16 protein-coding genes and 1 pseudogene are annotated in these 19,816 nt (G+C 45.1%); 11 read left to right on the top strand and 6 right to left on the bottom strand.

What is annotated here, in order from left to right:
- Positions 1-11: 11 nt before the first annotated feature.
- From SAPGRDRAFT_RS23685 to SAPGRDRAFT_RS18500, 4 genes and pseudogenes are all read right to left on the bottom strand, one after another.
- Entirely contained in the window at positions 12-353 is a 342-nt protein-coding gene (locus SAPGRDRAFT_RS23685) for a hypothetical protein (protein ID WP_051018637.1), read from the bottom strand.
- Between the two features lie 45 nt (positions 354-398).
- Positions 399-521 (bottom strand): annotated as a pseudogene (locus SAPGRDRAFT_RS23680) (transposase); the annotation flags it as partial.
- Between the two features lie 740 nt (positions 522-1,261).
- Positions 1,262-1,486 carry a hypothetical protein gene (locus SAPGRDRAFT_RS23675; protein WP_156002017.1) on the bottom strand — a complete coding sequence of 75 codons (225 nt, stop codon included), beginning with the start codon at positions 1,484-1,486 and terminating at the stop codon, positions 1,262-1,264.
- Positions 1,487-1,640: 154 nt separating this feature from the next.
- Positions 1,641-2,666: an NAD-dependent epimerase/dehydratase family protein gene (locus SAPGRDRAFT_RS18500; protein ID WP_037350975.1), complete on the bottom strand. Its 1,026-nt coding sequence runs from the start codon at positions 2,664-2,666 to the stop codon at positions 1,641-1,643.
- 401 nt (positions 2,667-3,067) lie between these two features.
- On the opposite strand from SAPGRDRAFT_RS18500, the gene SAPGRDRAFT_RS18495 reads away from it, so the two are divergent.
- The 11 genes from SAPGRDRAFT_RS18495 to SAPGRDRAFT_RS18435 all read left to right on the top strand — a co-directional run bounded on the left by SAPGRDRAFT_RS18495 (position 3,068) and on the right by SAPGRDRAFT_RS18435 (position 16,161).
- Complete coding sequence (locus tag SAPGRDRAFT_RS18495; RefSeq protein WP_253271373.1) at positions 3,068-3,943, top strand: YicC/YloC family endoribonuclease; 876 nt, start codon at positions 3,068-3,070, stop codon at positions 3,941-3,943.
- 90 nt (positions 3,944-4,033) lie between these two features.
- Positions 4,034-4,654: a guanylate kinase gene (gene gmk, locus SAPGRDRAFT_RS18490; protein WP_002660957.1), complete on the top strand. Its 621-nt coding sequence runs from the start codon at positions 4,034-4,036 to the stop codon at positions 4,652-4,654.
- On the top strand, positions 4,632-5,021 hold the full coding sequence (gene apaG / locus SAPGRDRAFT_RS18485) for a Co2+/Mg2+ efflux protein ApaG (protein ID WP_002660956.1): 390 nt from the start codon (positions 4,632-4,634) through the stop codon (positions 5,019-5,021). The genes gmk and apaG overlap by 23 nt, the downstream gene beginning before the upstream one ends.
- 350 nt (positions 5,022-5,371) lie before the next feature.
- Positions 5,372-6,910: a type I restriction-modification system subunit M gene (locus SAPGRDRAFT_RS18475; protein WP_002660955.1), complete on the top strand. Its 1,539-nt coding sequence runs from the start codon at positions 5,372-5,374 to the stop codon at positions 6,908-6,910.
- A gap of 18 nt (positions 6,911-6,928) precedes the next feature.
- Positions 6,929-8,314, top strand: coding sequence for a Fic family protein (locus SAPGRDRAFT_RS18470; protein WP_002660953.1), 1,386 nt, complete (start codon positions 6,929-6,931; stop codon positions 8,312-8,314).
- Entirely contained in the window at positions 8,298-9,500 is a 1,203-nt protein-coding gene (locus SAPGRDRAFT_RS19955) for a restriction endonuclease subunit S (protein WP_002660951.1), read from the top strand. The genes SAPGRDRAFT_RS18470 and SAPGRDRAFT_RS19955 overlap by 17 nt, the downstream gene beginning before the upstream one ends.
- A 156-nt stretch (positions 9,501-9,656) precedes the next feature.
- A complete protein-coding gene (locus SAPGRDRAFT_RS18460) occupies positions 9,657-10,430 on the top strand; it encodes a hypothetical protein (protein WP_002660950.1) in 774 nt (257 codons plus the stop codon).
- A 323-nt stretch (positions 10,431-10,753) separates the two neighbouring features.
- Complete coding sequence (locus SAPGRDRAFT_RS18450; protein ID WP_002660949.1) at positions 10,754-11,272, top strand: hypothetical protein; 519 nt, start codon at positions 10,754-10,756, stop codon at positions 11,270-11,272.
- A gap of 99 nt (positions 11,273-11,371) precedes the next feature.
- Positions 11,372-12,172, top strand: a complete 801-nt coding sequence (locus SAPGRDRAFT_RS18445) for a hypothetical protein (protein ID WP_002660947.1) — start codon at positions 11,372-11,374, stop codon at positions 12,170-12,172.
- Between the two features lie 81 nt (positions 12,173-12,253).
- The gene (locus SAPGRDRAFT_RS18440) at positions 12,254-15,466 is read left to right on the top strand and encodes a type I restriction endonuclease subunit R (RefSeq protein ID WP_002660945.1); all 3,213 of its coding nucleotides are present in this window, start codon (positions 12,254-12,256) and stop codon (positions 15,464-15,466) included.
- Entirely contained in the window at positions 15,463-16,161 is a 699-nt protein-coding gene (locus SAPGRDRAFT_RS18435) for a M48 family metallopeptidase (RefSeq protein WP_002660944.1), read from the top strand. Before SAPGRDRAFT_RS18440 ends, SAPGRDRAFT_RS18435 begins: the two co-directional genes overlap by 4 nt.
- 274 nt (positions 16,162-16,435) lie before the next feature.
- Here SAPGRDRAFT_RS18435 and bioA read toward each other — a convergent pair whose 3' ends face one another.
- Together bioA and SAPGRDRAFT_RS18425 are read right to left on the bottom strand one after the other, a co-directional pair.
- On the bottom strand, positions 16,436-17,734 hold the full coding sequence (gene bioA, locus SAPGRDRAFT_RS18430) for an adenosylmethionine--8-amino-7-oxononanoate transaminase (RefSeq protein ID WP_002660942.1): 1,299 nt from the start codon (positions 17,732-17,734) through the stop codon (positions 16,436-16,438).
- A 90-nt stretch (positions 17,735-17,824) separates the two neighbouring features.
- Entirely contained in the window at positions 17,825-18,301 is a 477-nt protein-coding gene (locus SAPGRDRAFT_RS18425; protein WP_037350578.1) for a Dps family protein, read from the bottom strand.
- Between the last annotated feature and the right edge of the window lie 1,515 nt (positions 18,302-19,816).

The raw sequence follows: 19,816 nt of genomic DNA, 5'->3' as shown, positions 1-19,816 counted from the left end.
CCACTTTTATTTTATGTGATCTGTCCAAGCATTTTGGCCGTGTCATACATAATGTAAAAACGCTCAAGTCCTTTCTCTACTTTTTTAATGGAAGCCGCATGTTTTATTTTCTTTACAATACCATCAAAGCCTCCGAGCGAGGCTATGACCCAGTAGGCCCAAGCCATTGATTTAGAGTTAAATGGATTACTATTGTAAGGGCTTCTTTTTTCTCCGTCTAGATGTTCTACAAAAATAGTCTCGAGAAAATCAACCTCTTTCTTAGTAAAAATAGTAAGCGCTGAAGTCTCATTATCTTGGTTTAATCCGGCCTCTCGTAGCCTAAGGATCTTGTCTGATGCACTAATTGCCATAAGTATCATTTTGCGGATGGCGCCTCCATCTCTTAAACATATGTTTTCAATATCAAAGCCATCTGATTTTAAATATTTAAAGTATGTTTCAATTCTCCACCGCTGTTGATAGCAGTTAAGTAAATCTAAAAGCTCTTCTTCTGTGTCTACAGACTCGTTGGTAAACAGCCGCCAATAGATTCCTTCTTCTTCTCGATCTTCTTTTTTTAGATAGGGATTAGGGAAAGCTTTAGTAGGGTCAAAAAGCCTCTATAACATTTATATACATTGGCTCTGGTCGAGGTTCGCCAATTATATATTTTGAAGATTTTGGAACCTTTAATAGGGTCCTTGTCACACGAACTTTTAGCTGTATTCCTTGTAGGTCTTTACGACTAGTTTCAAGGGGTACGTTTGTACTTAGACGGGCTACTTGGTAATCGAATAGATTGATAAGGGGGACGTTCTTTTTGTCCTCTAAAATAGCTGTTCTCCTATGTTCCTTAGAACGAATCAGGTATTTTATATTATGCCGATTAAGACATTCCATCATAGGATATATATCTGCTTCTCGATCACAAACATAGTAAAATATCTAATTCTGGATTCACTTTTTTTAACTCTTTTATCGGAGTCTAGCATAGATATCAACCAACGTGTCTTTTCCCCTGCAAAGGGCCCTGAATTTCTATTCTTTTTTTCTTTACAAGTAACTCTATCTTTATCTCTAGAATATAAATCTGCACTTCCAATGCATTGAAAACTAGATGTATCTCGATCGATCACTATGCTTACATGACCAAAAACAGATAAATTGGATTCTCGTCCTCCGGGACCTAAACCTTCTTGGTTCTTAATCCAATTCTTCCTATTATTATAGCTTATTTCTGTAGTATCATGTGGTACAATTACTCGCTGTTTTACCTCCTTTACGCTAATGCTTGATGACAGCTTTTAATATATTCCTCTTGGATATAATCCTCCGTAAAGGTTGCATTGCTAAATAAACGGTAAAGCATCTTATGCTCTGCAGCTGTTTTTCCTAAATTCTTAATTTGCGTAGAAGGATTATCTTCTAACATAGAATAAAGCTTTAATATATTGTTTTTAGTTTGCTTATTCATTTTTTTGGGAGCTGCTGAGATCGTCATCATTTTAGCTTATTTTTGAACAAATTTAATCCTTTTTTAAAAAGTGGGTAATAGAAAGGTTGCGGGGCTCGCAGGTCTGCTCGGCCCTGCGTTTTTTTCGCTGCGCTCAAAAAAACTGGGTCTGGCCTTGCGGCCACCCCTGCACAGCGCTAGGCCTTTAGGGGGCCAGTAGGCCAAAGGGCTGTTCTCCGCTCTCGGCCAATTTATACAATTTGGCGCTATCTTGCATACAAACAGACAAGGGACGGAAATCTTTGCCCAAAAAATCAATCACTTTTTGGTGGTCATATTCGTATTTGCTATTCAAATTGCGGGCAATTTCTTCGGTAATTACTGGGGGCAAGCCTCTAATCCAACTACGGACCTTTTCCAGTCGCCAAAGGAGTGCTGTGCCCCAACTGGGCAGCTTTCTTTTGGGTGGCTTTTTATCCAAGGCCTTTGCCATTTCGCTAAATAGGGTTTGGTAGCTACAATTTATACCATTTAATATAAATCGTTGGCCCTGCGCCTGAGGATTTTGCAAAAGGGCCAAAGAAAACTCGGCTACATCTCGCACATCGACAAAGCCGGTGGCCCCAGCTGGGTAAAAAGATAGTCCCTTGGCTACTTGCTGAAACATTTGGGCGGTGCCCTTGGCCCAATAGCCTGCGCCCATAATCACCGAGGGATTAACAATGCAGGCGGGCAGGCCCTCCTGTATTCCCCGCCAAACCTCGCATTCTGCCTTAAATTTACTAATGGCGTAGTTAGAATTATATTTACTGTTTTCCCATTGCGATTGTTCATCGATGCGCAACTTTTTTTCGTCTCGGCCCAAGGCGGCAATGCTACTCACAAAAAGCGACTCAGAAATGTTGGCATTTAGGGCGGCATTGACCAAATAAGTGGTGCTATCGGCATTGAAGCGGATCATTTTTTCGGCCTCTTTGGGCTGAAAAGAGACCAAAGCCGCCGCATGAATCAGGCTATCTACGCCTTCTAGGCAACTTTCTACAAAAGAGAGGTCCAGTAAATCGCCTTCTCGCCAATCTATTTGTTGGGCCATCTCGCCCAGTAGGTCCATAGGGCTGTCTGGCCGTTTGCTGGCCCGAATCTGATAACCTGCTTTTAGGGCCTCTCGGACCAAATAAGCGCCTAGAAAGCCGGTGGCCCCAGTAATGAAAAGTAGTTTTTGATTATCCATGCGAAAGAGAAAAGATTCTGAGCGTTGCAAAATAAATAGCGGCGGGCTGTGCCGCCAAGCGCTATTTGGCCTAGCGATGTGCAGCAGTGCGGCGCAGCCGCAGACCAAAGCCCGCAGGGCTGCAGGGCCGAGCAGACCTGCGAGCTGCGAAACGTAGCGCCGAGGAGCGAAGCGAGGCGGAGGCCCCAAAACAGCAGCGAGCTGCGAAGCGACAACAAGGTCTTTAGACCGCAGTTCGACGACCGAAGGGAGTAACCGCCGCAACATTATATTCAGCGGAGGCCCCAAAAAATAAAAACAGTTTGGGGTAAGATAAAGCTTTTGGGCAAAAAAAAGGCGGCTAGCTTGGGAAGACAATGGAATAATGCGACCTTTGTGCCCTTAACCAACATCATTTGGAGATGCTATACTCAATGACGGGCTACGGACGTGGCCAAAAAGAAGGCAACAAAGGCCATTATTTAGTAGAAATTCGGGCGGTAAACAGCAAAGGCTGTGATTTGCGTCTGCGTTTGCCCCTGCAGTTTCAGGTCAAAGAAATGGAGCTGCGCCGTTTGTTGCAGCAGCGATTGGGCCGAGGGAAAATTGATTTTAGCCTACAACTAAGCCATGCCGAAAAAAGCGATTACCGCATTGATGAGGGCGCTTTTATGGCTTATGCCGAGCAACTCAAGAGTTTGGGGGCCGAGCTAGAAGTGCCGCCTGGTGATTTGCTATATACGGTGAGCCGTCTGCCTGCGGTGGTCGTGCCCAATGAGGATAGTTTGTCGGAAGAAAGTTGGGCCGAGCTTTTGGCGGCGGTAGAATTGGCCATTGCGCAATTTAATAGCTTTCGGGCCGAGGAAGGCTTGGCCATGCAAAAAGATTTGTTGGGCCGACTAGAAGAAATTGAGGCGCTTTTGCAAGAGCTGCCTAGGCATGAAGAAGAGCGTTTGCAAAATGTACGCGATCGTTTGCAGAACAATTTAGATAGCATTTCTTTGAAAAAAGAGCTAGATGAAAACCGCTTTGAGCAAGAGTTGTTGTATTATTTAGATAAGCTCGACATTTCGGAAGAAAAAGTGCGTTTGGCCCAACATTGCCAGTACTTTAAAGAGGTGCTTTTGGCTGAAAAGCCGGCCCAAAAAGGGAAAAAGCTCAACTTTATCAACCAAGAGATGGGCAGAGAAATCAATACCCTAGGCTCTAAGGCCAACCATGCGCCGATTCAGCGCCTCGTCATTCAAATGAAAGAGGAAGCCGATAAAATCAAGGAGCAACTGGCTAATGTGCTCTAAAAAACGGCCTAATTTCCCTATCTTCGTGGCCTATTTCAAAATGGAAGCGTTATATAAAAAAGCACTTTCTCACAGAATATCGCAGAATACATGCAGCAAGAAGCCAAACTGATCATCTTTACCGCCCCCTCTGGAGCGGGGAAAACCACTATCGTCAAACATTTGCTCAAAACCCGCAAAGATTTGGCCTTTTCTATTTCGGCCTGTACCCGTAGCCAGCGCTATGGCGAGGTGAACGGAATGGATTATTACTTTTTGTCTTTACAAGACTTTAAGCGCCGCATCGAGGCCGATGAATTTGTGGAGTGGGAAGAAGTCTATGAGAATCAGTTTTATGGTACTCTTAAAGAGGAAGTGGAGCGTTTGTTGGCCTTGGGCAAAAGTGTCCTTTTTGACATTGATGTCAAAGGAGCCGTAAATATACAGAAGCATTATCCAGAGCGTTCGCTCTCGATTTTTGTCAAGCCGCCCTCTGCCGATACGCTTTTTGCGCGTTTGCGGGGCCGCAAAACGGAAGATGAAGAAAGTCTGCGCAAGCGGATTGCTCGGGCTAGCGATGAGTTGACCTATGAATGTAAATTTGACTACACTTTGGTCAATGACAATTTGGAGGTGGCTTTAGCCGAAGCCGAAAAAGTAGCAGAAGCCTTTATTTCTGAAGGCAATTCGGGTTTAGAAAAACTGAAGCATGGAAACGGCCATCACGCATAATATTAAGGTTACGGTAAGCGCTGTTTATCAGCCAGATTACTCTCGGCCCTTGCGCTCGGAGTTTGTCTTTGCCTATCAAATTCGCATTGACAATTTGGGCAAGCGTCCTTTGCAGCTACTCAGCCGATATTGGTTGATTTGGGATTCTAATGGCAGCCAAAGAGAGGTAGAAGGCGAGGGTGTAGTGGGGCAGCAGCCGGTATTGTATGCCGGAGATTTTCATGAATACGTTTCGGCCTGCCCTTTACAGAGCGATATTGGGTATATGCAGGGCTATTATGTCATGCGTTATTTGGATGGCGAAGAGGAGGAGGTCAAGGTGATTGTTCCTCGTTTCCGTTTGCAAACGCCTTTTAAGAATAATTAGAAAGGAGCGACTCTGAGGAGTCGCTTTTTTTATGCCAAATAGTTAGTTCATTTTCTTGTTCTACAGGCTTTTTTGTGCTTCGGTTGATCGTTGTTTTTGGGGATGAGGGTAGCGGCAGGCTGTATATATATCCATCCTACAGGCCCGAAGGGCCGCAGGCCTAGCGATGCGGCGGGGTGGCCGTCAGGCCAGACCGAGCCAGCGAAGCTGGCGAAGGGCCGAGCGAATAGCGAGCCCCAAAGCGTAGCGCCTGCCGCAGGCAGGAGGCCCCAAAAAAACAGCAGCATCTCCCCCCAAAAAAACTTGCTCAAGCCTACTGAAAACTGTACTTTAGGCACATTATATATAGCATGCTAAAAGCTAAAACAGTGAGTAAAAAACTAACTACAGCAGAGATTAACCAGGTGGTCTGGAAAGCCTGCGATACCTTTAGAGGGGTGATTGACCCCAGCCAGTATAAAGATTATATTTTGACCATGCTTTTTTTGAAGTATGTGAGCTCGGTGCATGATGCTAAACGGGCCTTTTATATGGATAAATATGAGGGGAATGAGCAGCGCGTGCAGCGGGCCATGGACCGAGAGCGCTTTAAGTTGCCCGAAAAAAGTAATTTTACCTACCTCTATGAGCAGCGAAATGCAAGCAATATTGGGGAGCTGATTGATAAGGCTTTGGCAGACTTGGAAGAGGCGAATCCCGAAAAGCTGAGCGGAGAAGGTGCTGGAATATTCAGAAATGTATCGTTTAATAGCAGCAATTTGGGCGATAACAAGGATAAGAATGTCCGCCTAAAGAATTTGCTGAAAGACTTTAATAGCCTAGACCTGCGGCCAGAGCATTTGGAGGGCAATGATGTGATTGGAGATGCCTATGAGTATCTGATTCAGAACTTTGCGGGAGATGCGGGCAAGAAGGCCGGGGAGTTTTATACCCCCAGCGAGGTCTCTACTTTGGTGGCTCGATTGAGCAAGCAGGGGCCTGGGGTTCGCATTTATGACCCTACTTGCGGCTCTGGTTCTCTATTGATTAAGGCGGCCAAAGAGGTGGGCAGCAAGGATGTTTCGCTCTATGGGCAGGAGGCCAATGGCAGCACCTGGGCTATGGCCATTATGAATATGTTTTTGCATGGCTTTGATGATGCGACCATCCGTTGGGGCGATACCCTGCGCAACCCCAAACATAAGGAAGGGGATGAGCTGATGAAATTTGATACGGTGGTGGCCAATCCTCCTTTTTCTTTGGATAAATGGGGTAGAGAAGAAGCGGAGACCGATCCCTACAACCGCTTTTGGCGGGGAATGCCCCCCAAGAGCAAGGGCGATTGGGCCTTTATTAGCCACATGATCGAGTCGACTTATGCGCAAAAGGGGCTGGCCATTGTGGTGGTGCCGCATGGAGTGCTTTTTAGAGGCAGCTCGGAGGGCAAGATCAGAAAGCAGGTAATTGAGGAGAACCTCTTGGATGCCGTGATTGGCTTGCCCGCCAACCTCTTTTATGGAACGGGGATTCCCGCCGCTATCTTGGTCTTTAGCAAGGGCCGCCAAAAAGATCGCTCGGTCCTCTTTATTGATGGGAGCCAAGGTTTTGAGGCGGGCAAAAAGCAAAACCGCCTAGGCGAGAAAGACCTAGAGAAAATCGTGGCGACTTATCGGGCCTATAAGGCTGGGGATTATGCCTCGGGGGTAGTTGAGGATAAATATAGCTATCTGGCCAGCTTTGAGGAGATTGAGGAGAATGATTTTAACCTCAATATTCCCCGTTATGTAGATACCTTTGAGGAGGAAGCGCCCGTAGATATGGCCGCCGTGCAAAAGGAGATTGCAGCGCTAGAGGAGGACTTGAAGGCGGTGGAAGTCGAGATGCAAGGCTATTTAAAACAGTTGTTTTAGACCAAAAAACAAGAAGCTATGAAATGGCAAACAAGCATAAGACGGATTAAGGAGATCCAACAGGAAATTGCTCAATTGGGTGAGCTCTCTAAAGCTCGGAAACTGGAGCTCTGGGAGCGCATCCGCTTGGATTGGAATTATCATTCTAATGCCATGGAGGGAAATACGTTGAGCCTGAGCGAAACCAAAATTTTGCTGACGCATGGTATTCATGCGGGGAATAAGTATGGGCGACATTATGAAGAAATGAAACTTCATCATGAGGTACTGAATATGCTTCAGGCTATTGTGAGAGAAGAACGCCCTATTACACAACACCTTATTAGAGGCTTGCATGCCGAAATGATGGGGGAAAAGTATGAAATTGATGCGCAGGACCCTCAAGGGAATCCTCTAAAGGTAGCTGGACGGCCAGGCGACTATAAAAAGACCCAAAACTTTGTGCAGCGAGGGGCGGAACGCTATCATTATGCAGCGGTGGAAGATGTGGAGCCTCGGATGCAATCTCTGATTACTTGGTTGCAGGAAGAAGAAGAAAAGGGAGCGCGGCATCCCATAGAACTGGCCTGTCGCTTTCATTTGGAATTTGTAACTATTCATCCCTTTGATGATGGCAATGGCCGTATGGGCCGCATCTTGATGAATTTGATTTTGATGAGAATGGGCTTGGCCCCAGCCATTATCCTAAGAGAAGAAAAAGAGGAATACCTAAGAACGCTAATTATTGCGCAGGATGGGGGAGCGGTGGAGCCCCTGCTTGATTTTGTCGCAAAAAGTTGTTTGGCCGCCATGGAGTTTCGCCTCAAGGCCTATAGGGGCGAAAGCCTAGAGCGGCCAGACGATTGGGAGAAGCGCTTGCTCCTTTTTCGAGAAGGGCCTAAGCTGCCCACATTAGAGAAAAATGCGGAGCGGGTTTATGAAAGTTACTATAAAAGCATTTTGCCTTTGTTTGAGCGCTTGAAAGATAAGTTGAAGCAGAATTTTGCGCCTTTTTTCTGTGAAAACCAACTGTATTATCAGTATGAAACAGCCTCTTATGAGCGTCAGTATGATAACTTTATGCGAGAAAGTGGTTCGGATATATTAGGCATTTCACAGGCTGTTACTGCTTATCATGAGGGGAGATTAGGCGATGAGCTGAGCAAAGTGGATATTCAAGTTCGCTTTAGCCAAGGGGCCAAGCCTTATCCTCAACTATCTAGAAAAGACTTAAATGCAAAATTAGAGGTCCATTTTGACCAATATGATTATCGGTTGGTTTTTGGTTATGCTGTATTGAAAAAACGCTATGCCGAAGAAATAACTGCCGAAGAACAGGCTACAATCATCTCTACTATTGGTAGCTCATTAGCCAAACAACTAGAAACACTATTAAAGAAAAAAGGGAATGAAGACAGAATATAAAAAAACAAAGCTGGGACTGATCCCTGAGGATTGGGAGGTTGCGAAGTTGGGGGATGTGGCTAAAGTGAAAACAGGTAATAGGGATACAAAGGATAAAGTTGAAAATGGCCAATACCCTTTTTTTGTTCGTTCGGATAATGTTGAAAGAATTAATGAATATTCATATGATGGAGAGGCGATACTTACATCAGGAGATGGTGTAGGGGTTGGCAAGAACTACCATTATATCAATGGTAGGTTTAACTATCATCAAAGAGTTTATAATATTCATGAGTTTAGAGATAATGTTGTTGGAAAATATTTATACTACTATTTTTCTAAAGCATTTTTAAAACGAGTATTTAGACTTAGTGCAAAAAATTCAGTGGACTCAGTTCGCTTAGAAATGATTGTAGATATGTTAATCCCCCTTCCCCCTCTCCCAGAGCAGGCTCGCATAGCGGACTGTCTATCGCAATGGGATCGGGGCATTGCCCTATTAGAGCGTTTGATTGCCCAAAAAGAGGAGCAAAAGAAGGGCTTAATGCAGCAGTTGTTGACGGGCAGGCAGCGTTTGCCGGGCTTTGCTGGGGAATGGGAGCGGGTGAAGTATGGAAAAGCTTTTGATTTTTTGTCTACAGCTAGCTTTTCTAGAGCAAAGCTTTTTGAGGGGAATGATATTCAATGTTTGCATTATGGAGATATACACACAAAATTCCATAACTATATAGACTTTGAAGAATTTAGTATTCATGGATGCACAGCAGAAGAGGGGGCAAAATATTCCCTCTTAAAGAATGGCGATTTAATTATGGCTGATGCTTCAGAGGATTTGGCAGGAGTAGGTAAAAGTATAGAGGTTAAAGGTTTAGAAGGAAAAGCTATATCTGGGCTGCATACAATTTTGATGCGTTCAAAATCCAATTTATTTGCAGATGGATTTAAAGCCTATATTCATGAAATACCTACAGTGCGTAAGAGTCTTCAAAGGATAGCTACGGGAGCAAAGGTTTATGGTGTTGCGAAAAAGAACTTAAAGAATATATCAATCCCCCTTCCCCCTCTTCCCGAGCAAAAGGCCATTGCTCAGCTTTTAAACACTGCGGATCGGGAGTTAAGTTTATTGCGGGCCAAGTTGGGGCAGTATCGTCTGCAAAAGCGGGGGATAATGCAGCAGTTATTGACGGGGCGGAAGCGGTTGGTTTAGCAAATGTTATTATATTGAGGGGGAAGAAAGGGCTGTTTGGGGGAAAGGCTTTGCCAATCATCGCCTAGGGACAAGCCCCTAGGCTAATCCGTCTGCAGTCAGCCCTAAAGGGCCTCAAGTACTATAACTATTTATCGGCCTCCTAAAAAAACGCTTATGGCCAACCTAGAATTGATCAAGCGACTCAATGAGCGCTATGGAAAAAAGACACCCTTAGCTAAAAAGGAGTTGGTCTATCCCAACAATTGTGAGCCTGACTTTGAGCGGGACTATGCCCCTTTTTTAGAGGCAATTGATCAAACTTATGTCCCTTATTTTCTTTATAGTCAGCCTGCAGAGGCCGTGCTGATGTACATAAATGGTTTTGATGATGCAGCGCTCTTGCCGCATTTATGGGGAGAGGGGCGTAGTACTTATTTTGAGGAATACTACGATATCATTATCCCGATTATATATGAATTTGGCGGAGAGATAGATGAACTACAAGGAGCGGGGATCTTGCTTGTTTTCGGTCCTCCTTTTCAGCTAAAACCTTTAGAGGAGCTACTTGTTCAGGCAGAAAAATGCGCTAAAAAGATCATGAAGAAAACAAAGCATTCTTATGTCATAGCCAAAATCGCCTTACATACTAGCAAAATTAGTTATCATGCCAATAGGTTGCTCCCTTACAAGGAGTATAAACTTCTGCTCAACCCGCTGCAGGAGCTCTCTACCTTAAGCGCAGAAAGCAAAGAGGGGCAAATCAGTTTTTATCAGGATACGGCCATAGATCACTACTTTGATCAGCGGACCTATGCCATCTTAGAACAGCAGCCCGACCAACTTTTAGAGTGTGAAAGTGCTGATTATGTATGGAAGCATTACTTAAATCAGCAAGTCTCGCTAACTAGACATGCCTACAGCAAAATTAGGTCGATTAAGCTCTGTTAAGGAAAGTGATTATTATTTTGGGGCCTCCTGCCTGCGGCAGGCGCTACGTTTCGCAGCTCGCTATTCGCTCGGCCCTGCGGCGCTTGCAGCGCCTTGGTCTGCGGCTGCGCCGCACTGCTGCACATCGCTAGGCCGAATGGAAGCTCTGCGCTTCGGCCATCCTTTGATAAAAATTTTAGGCTAGTCAAGGCATTTTTTAAAGGCATAGCCTTTGGCCTCTGCCGTTTGGCCTTCGGCTATTAAATTTATAAGTTTAAAATGTTGCACTTTACTTCAGAAAGCCGTACTCTTTGCCATTGTTAATTATTAAATGAAGAAATCTTATGAAAAATCTACTTTATCCAGAGGTTAAATACAGTGTAAACAGCGCAACTGGCAATCAAATCGCAGCATTATTAAACCGTTTTTTTTATCGAAAGAAGCAATTGACGGAGCTTAAAGATTTTTACACAGATTGGGAAAAGGGGAAAGCGTCTGATATAGATGGTAGGAGGTATGTTTTTACTGTGAGTATGCAAGACTTTATACCTGATTCTTATAAATATAAAAAAGACTCAATTGATGCTTGGGATAAAAATACAATAAAAACCATTGCGGGAAATGCAAAGAGTTATATTGATGCAGAAAAGAAAGAGATAAGCCTCAAGCTATTAAAACTAGTTTGCCCATATGCAGCATATGTACATTGGTTTGGGAAAGGAGAGAGTAAATCTGTCGAATATATTGTAGAGATAGACACATCTAAAAGGAGATTTATTAAAGTTGTCGAAGTCAATGGAACCCAAGATGACTACCGTGTTGGGACAATTTTTAAACTGAACAAAAATTGCAGCGATGTATAGCGCTTTTTTGTGATGTTTTAAGCCTAAGTCATAGTTCTTGGGCTTTTTTTTAGTTGCAGAAAGAATAGATTTATTAACAACCTTAAATAAATAAACGAAATGAAAAATTGGGATTTAGTATCAGTTGGGCCGATTATGGGATCTCCAGCTTCTCCGAGGAAAGATTCACTTCTTGAACAAAGCGGAATTGTTTGCGAGTATGAAGTTTATAATGCAGATGGGGGGGGGGTGGACTTGGGCAAGCTTGTAAATATTTCATATCACGCAAAGTTTTCGGACTACAAGGCAGTAATGACCTCCCAACAAGTTGAACAAACAGAATTAGTGTGTTTTTATATACCCATTCCTAATAGTGAGTTCAAAGATATTGAGCAGCTCATTATGGCAATGAACCAACAGTTTCGCCCAACTAAGACAGATCTTGTAGCTGGAGAATATAAAAGTCTCTATAAGCGGGATATAGTTGGCGTTAGTCTTCGTTCTGAAAACTATAGTGCTTCTTGGATTTCTCTAAAATTAGGCCCTTTAGAAATGTTGAAGTCAAAATCATATATCCCTCAGTTTGGACTAGTTGGACCGATTGCGGGGCATCAAGCATTAGGATATTTACCTGATAAAAGAGGTGTTCTTGTAACCTGTAAAGGATGTACTATAGATGAGGGAAAAGGGAAAGTGGAAGCAGTTGGAAATACAACTATAATATATGATTTTAAAAAGAAAATATCTGATGTAAAACATATTAAATTATTTGAGGCTAAAAAAGAAGGTATTGTGTATTTTTATGAAATCTTTGATAAACATTTTTATGGACCTATAAGTGATAGCGATTTTAAGCGTGAAGTGATTAAGCATTCTAAAATTAGAGAAGGTACAGGCACTTGGGAGCTGAAAATAATTTAACAAAACTAAACTCAGCAGCAAGTTATTCTATAGCTTGCTGCTGAGTTCTTCTATTACAGACAAACATTAAACATAAAAGCAATGCAAAGACCATCCTTTAAAGAAGATCATATCTCGCAAATACCGGCCTTGGCCCTCCTAATCAATATGGGCTATCGCTATTTATCGCCTTCGGCTTGTTTGCAAGCAAGAGGGGGCAGTCATCGGACCGTATTATTAGAAAACATCTTGGCGCAGCAGCTCAAGCGGCTCAACAAGATAGAGCGGGCAGGCCAGCAAATAGACTTTTCGGAGGCCAATATTGGGCAGGCCATTCGCCGCCTGACTAGTTTACCTTTGGCAGAGGGATATATTACGGCTAGTCAAAAGCTCTATGATCTATTGACGGCGGGAATATCCTTAGAGCAATCCATAGCGGGCCAAAAAAAGAGCTACAACCTAAAGTATATCGACTTTGAGCATCCAGAGCGCAACTGTTTTCATCTAACAGAAGAGTATTCTGTTTTGCGTACGGGCCGTCGGGATCATTATCGGCCAGATATTGTCCTTTTTGTCAATGGGATTCCCTTGGGCATCATAGAATGCAAGCGGCCCGATATGAAGCAGCCCATAGCGCAGGCCATTTCTCAGCATTTGCGCAATCAGCAAGAGGATGGGATACGGAATTTGTATGTCTATGCACAAATCTTATTAAGCATCTCGACCAATTCGGGTAAGTACGCCACCAATGGCACCGCAGAGAAATTCTGGTCGCACTGGCAAGAAAAATTTGCCAATGCCCAGGCCAAGCAAGATTATGAGCAGCAGCTATATGCCCTAAAGAACCGCCCATTAAGCGAAACGACTAAAAATGCCCTTTTTGAGGAGCGTTATCGCTATGTTCGTCAATACTTTGATGCTTTGGGGGCCGAGCCCATAGCGCCTAGTCCGCAGGATGCCTACCTTTATGGTTTGTTTCGGCCTGAGCGTTTATTAGACTTTTTGCGCAACTTCATTCTTTATGACAATGGAGTAAAGAAACTAGCTCGCTACCAGCAGTATTTTGCGGTGGCCAAGGCAATGGAGCAATTGCGGCCCTTACAGGCGGGCAAGCGCTCCGGGGGCGTGATTTGGCATACACAGGGTTCGGGTAAATCGCTAACCATGGTGCTATTGGCGCAGGCCATTGTGATGGATCCACAAATCAAAAACCCTAAGATCGTACTCGTAACGGACCGCACGGATTTGGATGAGCAAATTACAAAAACCTTTCAGAAATGTGGGATGTCCGTAGAAAATGCAAAGACGGGCAAGCAATTGGTGACGCTCTTAGAAGAAGATGGGGATGTGGTCATTACCACGGTCATCAATAAGTTTGAGACTGCAGTAAAAAAAATGAGCCAGCCCTTGCAGAGCCCCAATATCTTTGTTTTGGTGGATGAGGGCCACCGCACACAACATGGAACCTTCAATGTCAATATGGAGCGGGTATTACCCAATGCTTGCTTTATAGCCTTGACGGGAACGCCTTTATTCAAGAAAGACAAAAACACCCTGAGCAAGTTTGGAAAGTTGATCGATCATTATACCGTCGATCAGGCCGTCAAGGATGGGGCAGTTGTGCCCTTGCTCTATGAGGGGAGGCATACGGCCCAAACTGTAAATGCGGCAGCTTTAGATAACTTCTTTTCGATGATTGCGGAGCCCTTAACGGAATATGAGCGCAAGGATTTGAAAAAGAAATTTAGTCGAGCGGACCAGCTCAATAAGGCGGATCAGAAGGTTTATGCGCAGGCCTGGGATATTGCCAAGCATTTTAAGGAGAACTTCCGGGGAACAGGCTTTAAGGGGCAATTAGTGGCTCCCAACAAAGAGACGGCCATCAAGTACAAAGAATTTTTGGATGCCACTACTTTGGTCAGTAGTGAGGTCGTCATCTCGGCCATAGATGATCGGGAGGGAGAAGATAGCGCTTATGGGGCCAGTTCTAATCGGCTAAAGTCCTTTTGGAAAAGGATGATGGAAGAGCATGGAAATGCCAGTCGTTATCAGAAGAACATCGTCAATCGCTACAAAAACGAGGAGCATCCTGAGATCATCATTGTTGTCGATAAGCTATTGACGGGTTTTGATGCGCCACAGAATACCGTATTATACTTGACCAGAAACCTCCGCAATCATAGTCTATTGCAGGCCATTGCGCGGGTCAATCGCATACATCCAGATAAAGACTATGGGTATATCATTGATTACTATGGGGTACTAGGGGCTTTAGATGATGCTTTGGCCACTTACTCCTCCTTTGATGACTTTGATCCTGATGACTTGAAGGGCACTTTAACCGATATTAAGGAAGAAATTGGCAAGTTGCCGCAGCGGCATGCGGAGCTTTGGGATATCTTTAAAACGGTCAAGAACAAGCGAGATGCAGAGGCCTACCAACAGCTTTTGGCAGATGAAGCCATTCGAGTCATCTTTTATGATAAGCTGCGGGCCTATGCACGGACATTAAAAATGGCTTTGTCTTCTGTAGACTTTCATAAAGAGGAGCCCAAAAATCAATTGGTTCAATACAAAGAGGATCTAGCCTTTTTCTTAAAGCTGCGGAAGGCCGTACTTACTCGCTATTCTGATCAGGTAGATTATAAGCGTTATGAGGGCCAGATTCAGAAGTTGATCGATCAGCACATCAGTAGTTCGGGCGTAGAGCAAATTGTAAGCATGGTCGATATCTTTGATACGGAAGCCTTTCAGGAAGAGGTAGAAAAAACCATAGGCGATCGGGCCAAGGCAGATAAAATAGCTTCTCGGACGGCCAAGCACATTAGTGAGCGCCTAGAAGAGGACCCCGCTTTTTACCGCAAATTCTCGGAAATGTTGGAAGAGGCTATACGGGATTTTAAGGAAAAGAGAATGACGGAACTACAATATTTGAACAAGCTCAAGGACCTGATGCAAAAGGTCTTGAACCGGGAAGATAGTAGTTTGCCGGCTGCATTGGCTGGGCATTCGGAGGCACAAGCCTTTTATGGTTTGGCTTTGGAGGAGTTGGAAAACTTGGTCCCCTCGGGCCTAGAAGAAGAGAAAAAGCAACAGCTCGCTTTAGCCTTTGCCTTAACTAGCGATCAGCTCATAAAGGATATGATTGTCGTGGATTGGGTGCAAAAGCAGGATATACAGGGGCAGATGTCTATTGCACTGAGTGATATTATAATTGACAGTTTAGAGGCAGAGGGCTTATCGCCTGATTTTGACCAGGTCTATCATTTAGTAGATCGTATTATTGCCAATGCCAAAAAGAGATATAAATCATGACAGATGTCATTGCCTTTGGTTCCAAGCAAATCACTTACGAAATAAAGTATGTGGCCCGTAAATCTTTGGGAATTACGGTCACGCCAGAAATGCAAGTAATCGTAAAGGTGCCGCCAGAGACCTCCTTGGTGCTGATTCGGGAGAAGGTGCATAAGCGGGCGCCCTGGATCATCAAGCAATTGAGTTACTTCTTATCCTTTCATCCTAGGCGGACTGTGCGGACCTATGTCAGTGGGGAAACGCATTTATATATGGGGCGGCAGTACTTGCTCAAAGTCATTCTTTCGGAGGGGCCGCAGGGCGTAAAGTATCGGGGGCGGTATATAGAAGTGCATACCAAAGAGAAGGCCAAGGCAAAGGGCCTGCTTTTAGCTTGGTATCGGGAGCGGGCCGAGCATAAATTTAAAGAAATTGCGGCACCTTTAATTCAGCGCTTTAAGTCCTTTCATGAGGGGCCAAGCAGCATACAGTTAAGAGAAATGCCCAGTCGATGGGGGAGTTGTACCCCTAAGGGGAAAATCATCCTCAATCCAGAGTTGATTATGGCCCCCAAGCGTTGTATAGAGTATGTGATTATACATGAGCTTTGTCATTTGTTGCATCCTCATCACAATCAGGCATTTTTTGAGCTACAGACGCTGCTTCTTCCAGATTGGGAAAAATGGAAATTGCGCTTGGAGCAATTGCTAGCTTAGGCTATTTGGCATAGCCAGCTTAAACTCATTATGGGCCGATGATTTTAACCATCGGCCCATTTTATTGCAGTTAGCACGGCCTCTTTTGTTGCTGTAGCTTTCCACCTACAGGTCCAGATAGCAGGCGGCGCAGCCGCCGCAAAGGAGCGAAGCGACTGGCCTAGGGGCCTGAAAGGGTGGCCGTCAGGCCAGACCGAAGCCCGAAGGGCTGAAGGGCCGAGCAGACCTGCGAGCCCTGCAAGGGCCCGGCCGCCAAAGGCGGCAGGCCCCAAAACTACCCCCCAACAGCACTATCCAAAAGGGCCAATATCCCCTCATGTACCTTGCCCATTTGCTCCTCCGTGATGCAGTAGGGCGGCAAAACATAGACCGTATTGCCCAAGGGACGCAACAACAAGCCTCTCTGAATGAAAAACTGCCAAATCTCATCGCGGATGTTGTTGAAATAAGAGGTGGAGTCAGGCGTCTGTAAATCAAAGGCCCAAATGACCCCCTTCTGACGCATATTGCTCACTTTGGGGTGCCCAATGATCTGCTGCCCAAAGGCGCTATGCTGCTGCTCGATCCAGCGAATCTGCTCCCAGGTTTTTTCCGAATTGGTCAGCTCAAAGCTGGCCAAGGCCACCGCACAGGCCAAGGGATTGCCCGTGCAGCTATGCCCATGAAAGAGGGTTTTGTATTTGTCATCGGACCAAAACGCCTGAAAAATTCTATCGCTGCAAGTAGTCGCACCCAAGGCCATCGTGCCACCCGTAAGGCCCTTAGATAAACAAAAAATATCGGGATCATGAGCCAAAAAATCACTGGCCCACCAGCTGCCCGTTCGACCAAAACCCACCATGACCTCATCCGCAATAATCAGAATGTCTTCCGATTTGCAATGGGCCAAAAAAGGATCTAAGGCCGCAGCCTCATAGATCCGCATACCCGCCGAACCCTGTACCAAAGGCTCAAAAATAAATCCCGCAATTTGCCCCTGATGCTGGTCCAATAACTGCTCAAAAGCAGCCAAACTCTCGGCTTCCTGGCCCGGCAAAGGCGGCTCTACAAAAAGCACATCAAAAAGATAGGGGGCAAAAGGGGCCGAAAAAGCAGAGCGTCCCCCCACCGACATGGCCCCAAAGGTGTCGCCATGATAGGCCCCCTCAAAAGCAATGATCTTCGTTTTGGGCTTCCCGATGTTGTGCCAATACTGAAAGCACATTTTTAGACCCACCTCTACGGCCGTAGACCCATTGTCCGAAAAGAAGAAACGAGCCTGATTATCAGGGAGCTTGCTCAATACTTTTTCGGCAATTTGTACGGCAGGCTCATGCGTGAAATTGGCAAAAATGACATGCTCCAATTGCTCGGCCTGCTGCTTGAGGGCCGCCGCAAAATTAGGATGGCTGTGCCCATGCAAATTCATCCACCAAGAAGCAATGGCATCAATGTATTCTTTGCCGTCCTCATCCCAGAGCAATGTGCCCTTGCCCTTAGTAATCGCAATTGGCGCCTCGGCTGTTTTCATTTGTGTAAAAGGATGCCAAACGACAGCTTGGTCTCTCTGGACCAAAGAACTTTTCTTTTGCATAAGATTCTTTTTTGTAAGCAAAATGTTGGGCGAAAAAAAAGCGCCCTGGCCAATCTGACCAGCGCGCTTAAGATATAAAACTATTTAGAACTAGCCCAAATAAGCATTGTACATCCAAGCCAATTTCTCTTGCTCCCGAACATAATCACTCATCAAGGCATTGGTCCCCTCATCACTGGCCTCATCAGAGAGCCCCAGCAACTCGCGCTGCAATTCAATGATAACCGAAAAGGCCTTTAATACATGGGCCAAACCCTCTTTCCCATCAGTCACATTGGTGATTTCCTCAATAGATGATTGCTCCAAATACTGGCTGTAGGCATGCAAAGGCTGCTGCCCCAAAGTCAAAATCCGCTCCGCAATTTCATCAATTTTGATCTGCAAATCAGTATAAATTTCCTCAAATTTGGCGTGCAGCTCAAAAAAGTTATCCCCCTTGATGTTCCAATGAAATCCACGAGTATTGATGTACAACAATTGGTAATTTGCCAAGAGTACGTTTAGCTTTTCAGCCAATTGTAGGCTTTCCGTATGGTCCAAACCAATGGTAGTTGTCTGTTTTTTCATCATTGTTCTTTTATGAGTTAATGCCCCAATGATACAGAAAAAAAGAGGGATAATCAACCTTTCTAAAGGGTTTAGGACTTTCTTATTTTTTGGGGCCCGCGGCCAGCAAGCTGGCCGCCGCTATGCTGCGGGGCTCACAGGTCTGTTCGGCCCTTCAGCCGCCTTTGGCGGCTTCGGTCTGGCCTTCGGCCACCCCTGCGCAGCGCTGGGCCAGTCGCTTCGCTCCTTTGCGGCGGCTTTGCCGCCTGCCATTCATCGCCTAGGGACAAGCCCCTAGGCTAACCCAATGGAGTCAGCCCTAAAGGGCCTTAAATTATGATTTACGGCTTTGCTCATCTGCTTTTGCCGAGAAGTGCTATATCCAAAGGCCCTCGCAGAGGGCTGTCTAAAAAAGCTAGCCTAGGGGCTTGTCCCTAGGCAGCCGAGCAGGAAGCCATATGGAGATAATTTCCATTAGTCCCTCAACTTTTTCTGGGGGTGAAAAAGGAGAGATAAAGAAAGTGTCTTTTAGTGGCAGGGTAGCTTTGGGCCGAAGCTTAATGGAAAGCTATAAGTAGAAAAAGCGAACAAGGACTTTAGTCCGCTAGTTCGCTCAAGTCTACGACCCTGGGCTTCAGCCCAGGGCAGAAATAATAGCAATTATTTTTATCCCTGATTTTTTAGTGACAACAACAACAACAACCGTCCAAGCACAACCGCCAAGAAAAATCCCCTCGCATGAGGGGATGACAATTTTTTCTTAGCCTAGGGCCTTGGCCCTAGGGTTCCTATGAATTTTTTGTGGCAGAACTAATCGCAATTGTTTTATCCCTTAATTTTAGTGTGGAGTTTTTGGGGCCATGGGCTAAAGCCCATGGTTGCGGGTCTATGCAAACTGGCGGGCTAAAGCCCTTGTTTGCTATAAATGATATGGGCCGATGGTTTCAACCATCGGCTCATATTTATTGGGCTAAGTTTGGTCTCTTTTGTTGCTGTGGGTTTTAACCTACAGGGATGATAAAATACCATTCATCGCTTAGGCTAACTCCATGGAGTCAGCCCTAAAGGGCTTCAAGTTGTGATCCACGGCTTTGCTCATCTGTTTTTGCAGAGAAGGGCCATATCCAAAGGCCCTCGCAGAGGGCTGTCTGAAAAAGCTAGCCTAGGGGCTTGTCCCTAGGCAGCAAAAAGGGCGCACACAAGATTTTGAATGCTATCCTTCTGTAGTCTCTGGTTTTCTTCATTAGTCCCTCAACTTTTTCTTGGGTTTTATGGGAGATAGAATAGAGAAGAAGTTCTTTATATGAAAAGAAGGTATTAGGTTTTTTTCGGTCCTGCGGTTTTTCATTAGTCCCTCAACTTTTTCTCTAGGAGTTTTGAAAAAGGAGAGATAAAGAAAGCGTCTTTTAGTGGCTAGGCAGTTCTGCGGCCATGGGCTGAAGCCCATGGTTGCGGGTCTATGCAAACGGGCGGGCTAAAGCCCTTGTTTGCTGATGGAGCCTAGTGGAACAGAAAATCCCCTCGAATGAGGGGATG

It is taken from the genome of Saprospira grandis DSM 2844 (assembly GCF_000275825.1).
Classification (GTDB): Bacteria; Bacteroidota; Bacteroidia; order Chitinophagales; family Saprospiraceae; genus Saprospira; species Saprospira grandis_A.
The sequence above is the reverse complement of the archived record's forward strand: the minus strand, read 5'-3'. Positions and strand labels throughout refer to the sequence as shown.

Excerpts from the sequence above, each read along its gene's own strand:
- apaG (WP_002660956.1), top strand. The coding sequence starts at position 4,632 with ATGGAAACGGCCATCACGCATAATATTAAGGTTACGGTAAGCGCTGTT.
- SAPGRDRAFT_RS18470 (WP_002660953.1), top strand. The coding sequence starts at position 6,929 with ATGAAATGGCAAACAAGCATAAGACGGATTAAGGAGATCCAACAGGAA.
- SAPGRDRAFT_RS19955 (WP_002660951.1), top strand. The coding sequence starts at position 8,298 with ATGAAGACAGAATATAAAAAAACAAAGCTGGGACTGATCCCTGAGGAT.
- SAPGRDRAFT_RS18460 (WP_002660950.1), top strand. The coding sequence starts at position 9,657 with ATGGCCAACCTAGAATTGATCAAGCGACTCAATGAGCGCTATGGAAAA.
- bioA (WP_002660942.1), bottom strand. The coding sequence starts at position 17,734 with ATGCAAAAGAAAAGTTCTTTGGTCCAGAGAGACCAAGCTGTCGTTTGG.
- SAPGRDRAFT_RS18475 (WP_002660955.1), top strand. The coding sequence starts at position 5,372 with ATGCTAAAAGCTAAAACAGTGAGTAAAAAACTAACTACAGCAGAGATT.
- SAPGRDRAFT_RS18445 (WP_002660947.1), top strand. The coding sequence starts at position 11,372 with ATGAAAAATTGGGATTTAGTATCAGTTGGGCCGATTATGGGATCTCCA.
- gmk (WP_002660957.1), top strand. The coding sequence starts at position 4,034 with ATGCAGCAAGAAGCCAAACTGATCATCTTTACCGCCCCCTCTGGAGCG.
- SAPGRDRAFT_RS18440 (WP_002660945.1), top strand. The coding sequence starts at position 12,254 with ATGCAAAGACCATCCTTTAAAGAAGATCATATCTCGCAAATACCGGCC.
- SAPGRDRAFT_RS18450 (WP_002660949.1), top strand. The coding sequence starts at position 10,754 with ATGAAAAATCTACTTTATCCAGAGGTTAAATACAGTGTAAACAGCGCA.
- SAPGRDRAFT_RS18495 (WP_253271373.1), top strand. The coding sequence starts at position 3,068 with ATGCTATACTCAATGACGGGCTACGGACGTGGCCAAAAAGAAGGCAAC.
- SAPGRDRAFT_RS18425 (WP_037350578.1), bottom strand. The coding sequence starts at position 18,301 with ATGAAAAAACAGACAACTACCATTGGTTTGGACCATACGGAAAGCCTA.
- SAPGRDRAFT_RS23675 (WP_156002017.1), bottom strand. The coding sequence starts at position 1,486 with ATGATGACGATCTCAGCAGCTCCCAAAAAAATGAATAAGCAAACTAAA.
- SAPGRDRAFT_RS23685 (WP_051018637.1), bottom strand. The coding sequence starts at position 353 with ATGGCAATTAGTGCATCAGACAAGATCCTTAGGCTACGAGAGGCCGGA.
- SAPGRDRAFT_RS18435 (WP_002660944.1), top strand. The coding sequence starts at position 15,463 with ATGACAGATGTCATTGCCTTTGGTTCCAAGCAAATCACTTACGAAATA.
- SAPGRDRAFT_RS18500 (WP_037350975.1), bottom strand. The coding sequence starts at position 2,666 with ATGGATAATCAAAAACTACTTTTCATTACTGGGGCCACCGGCTTTCTA.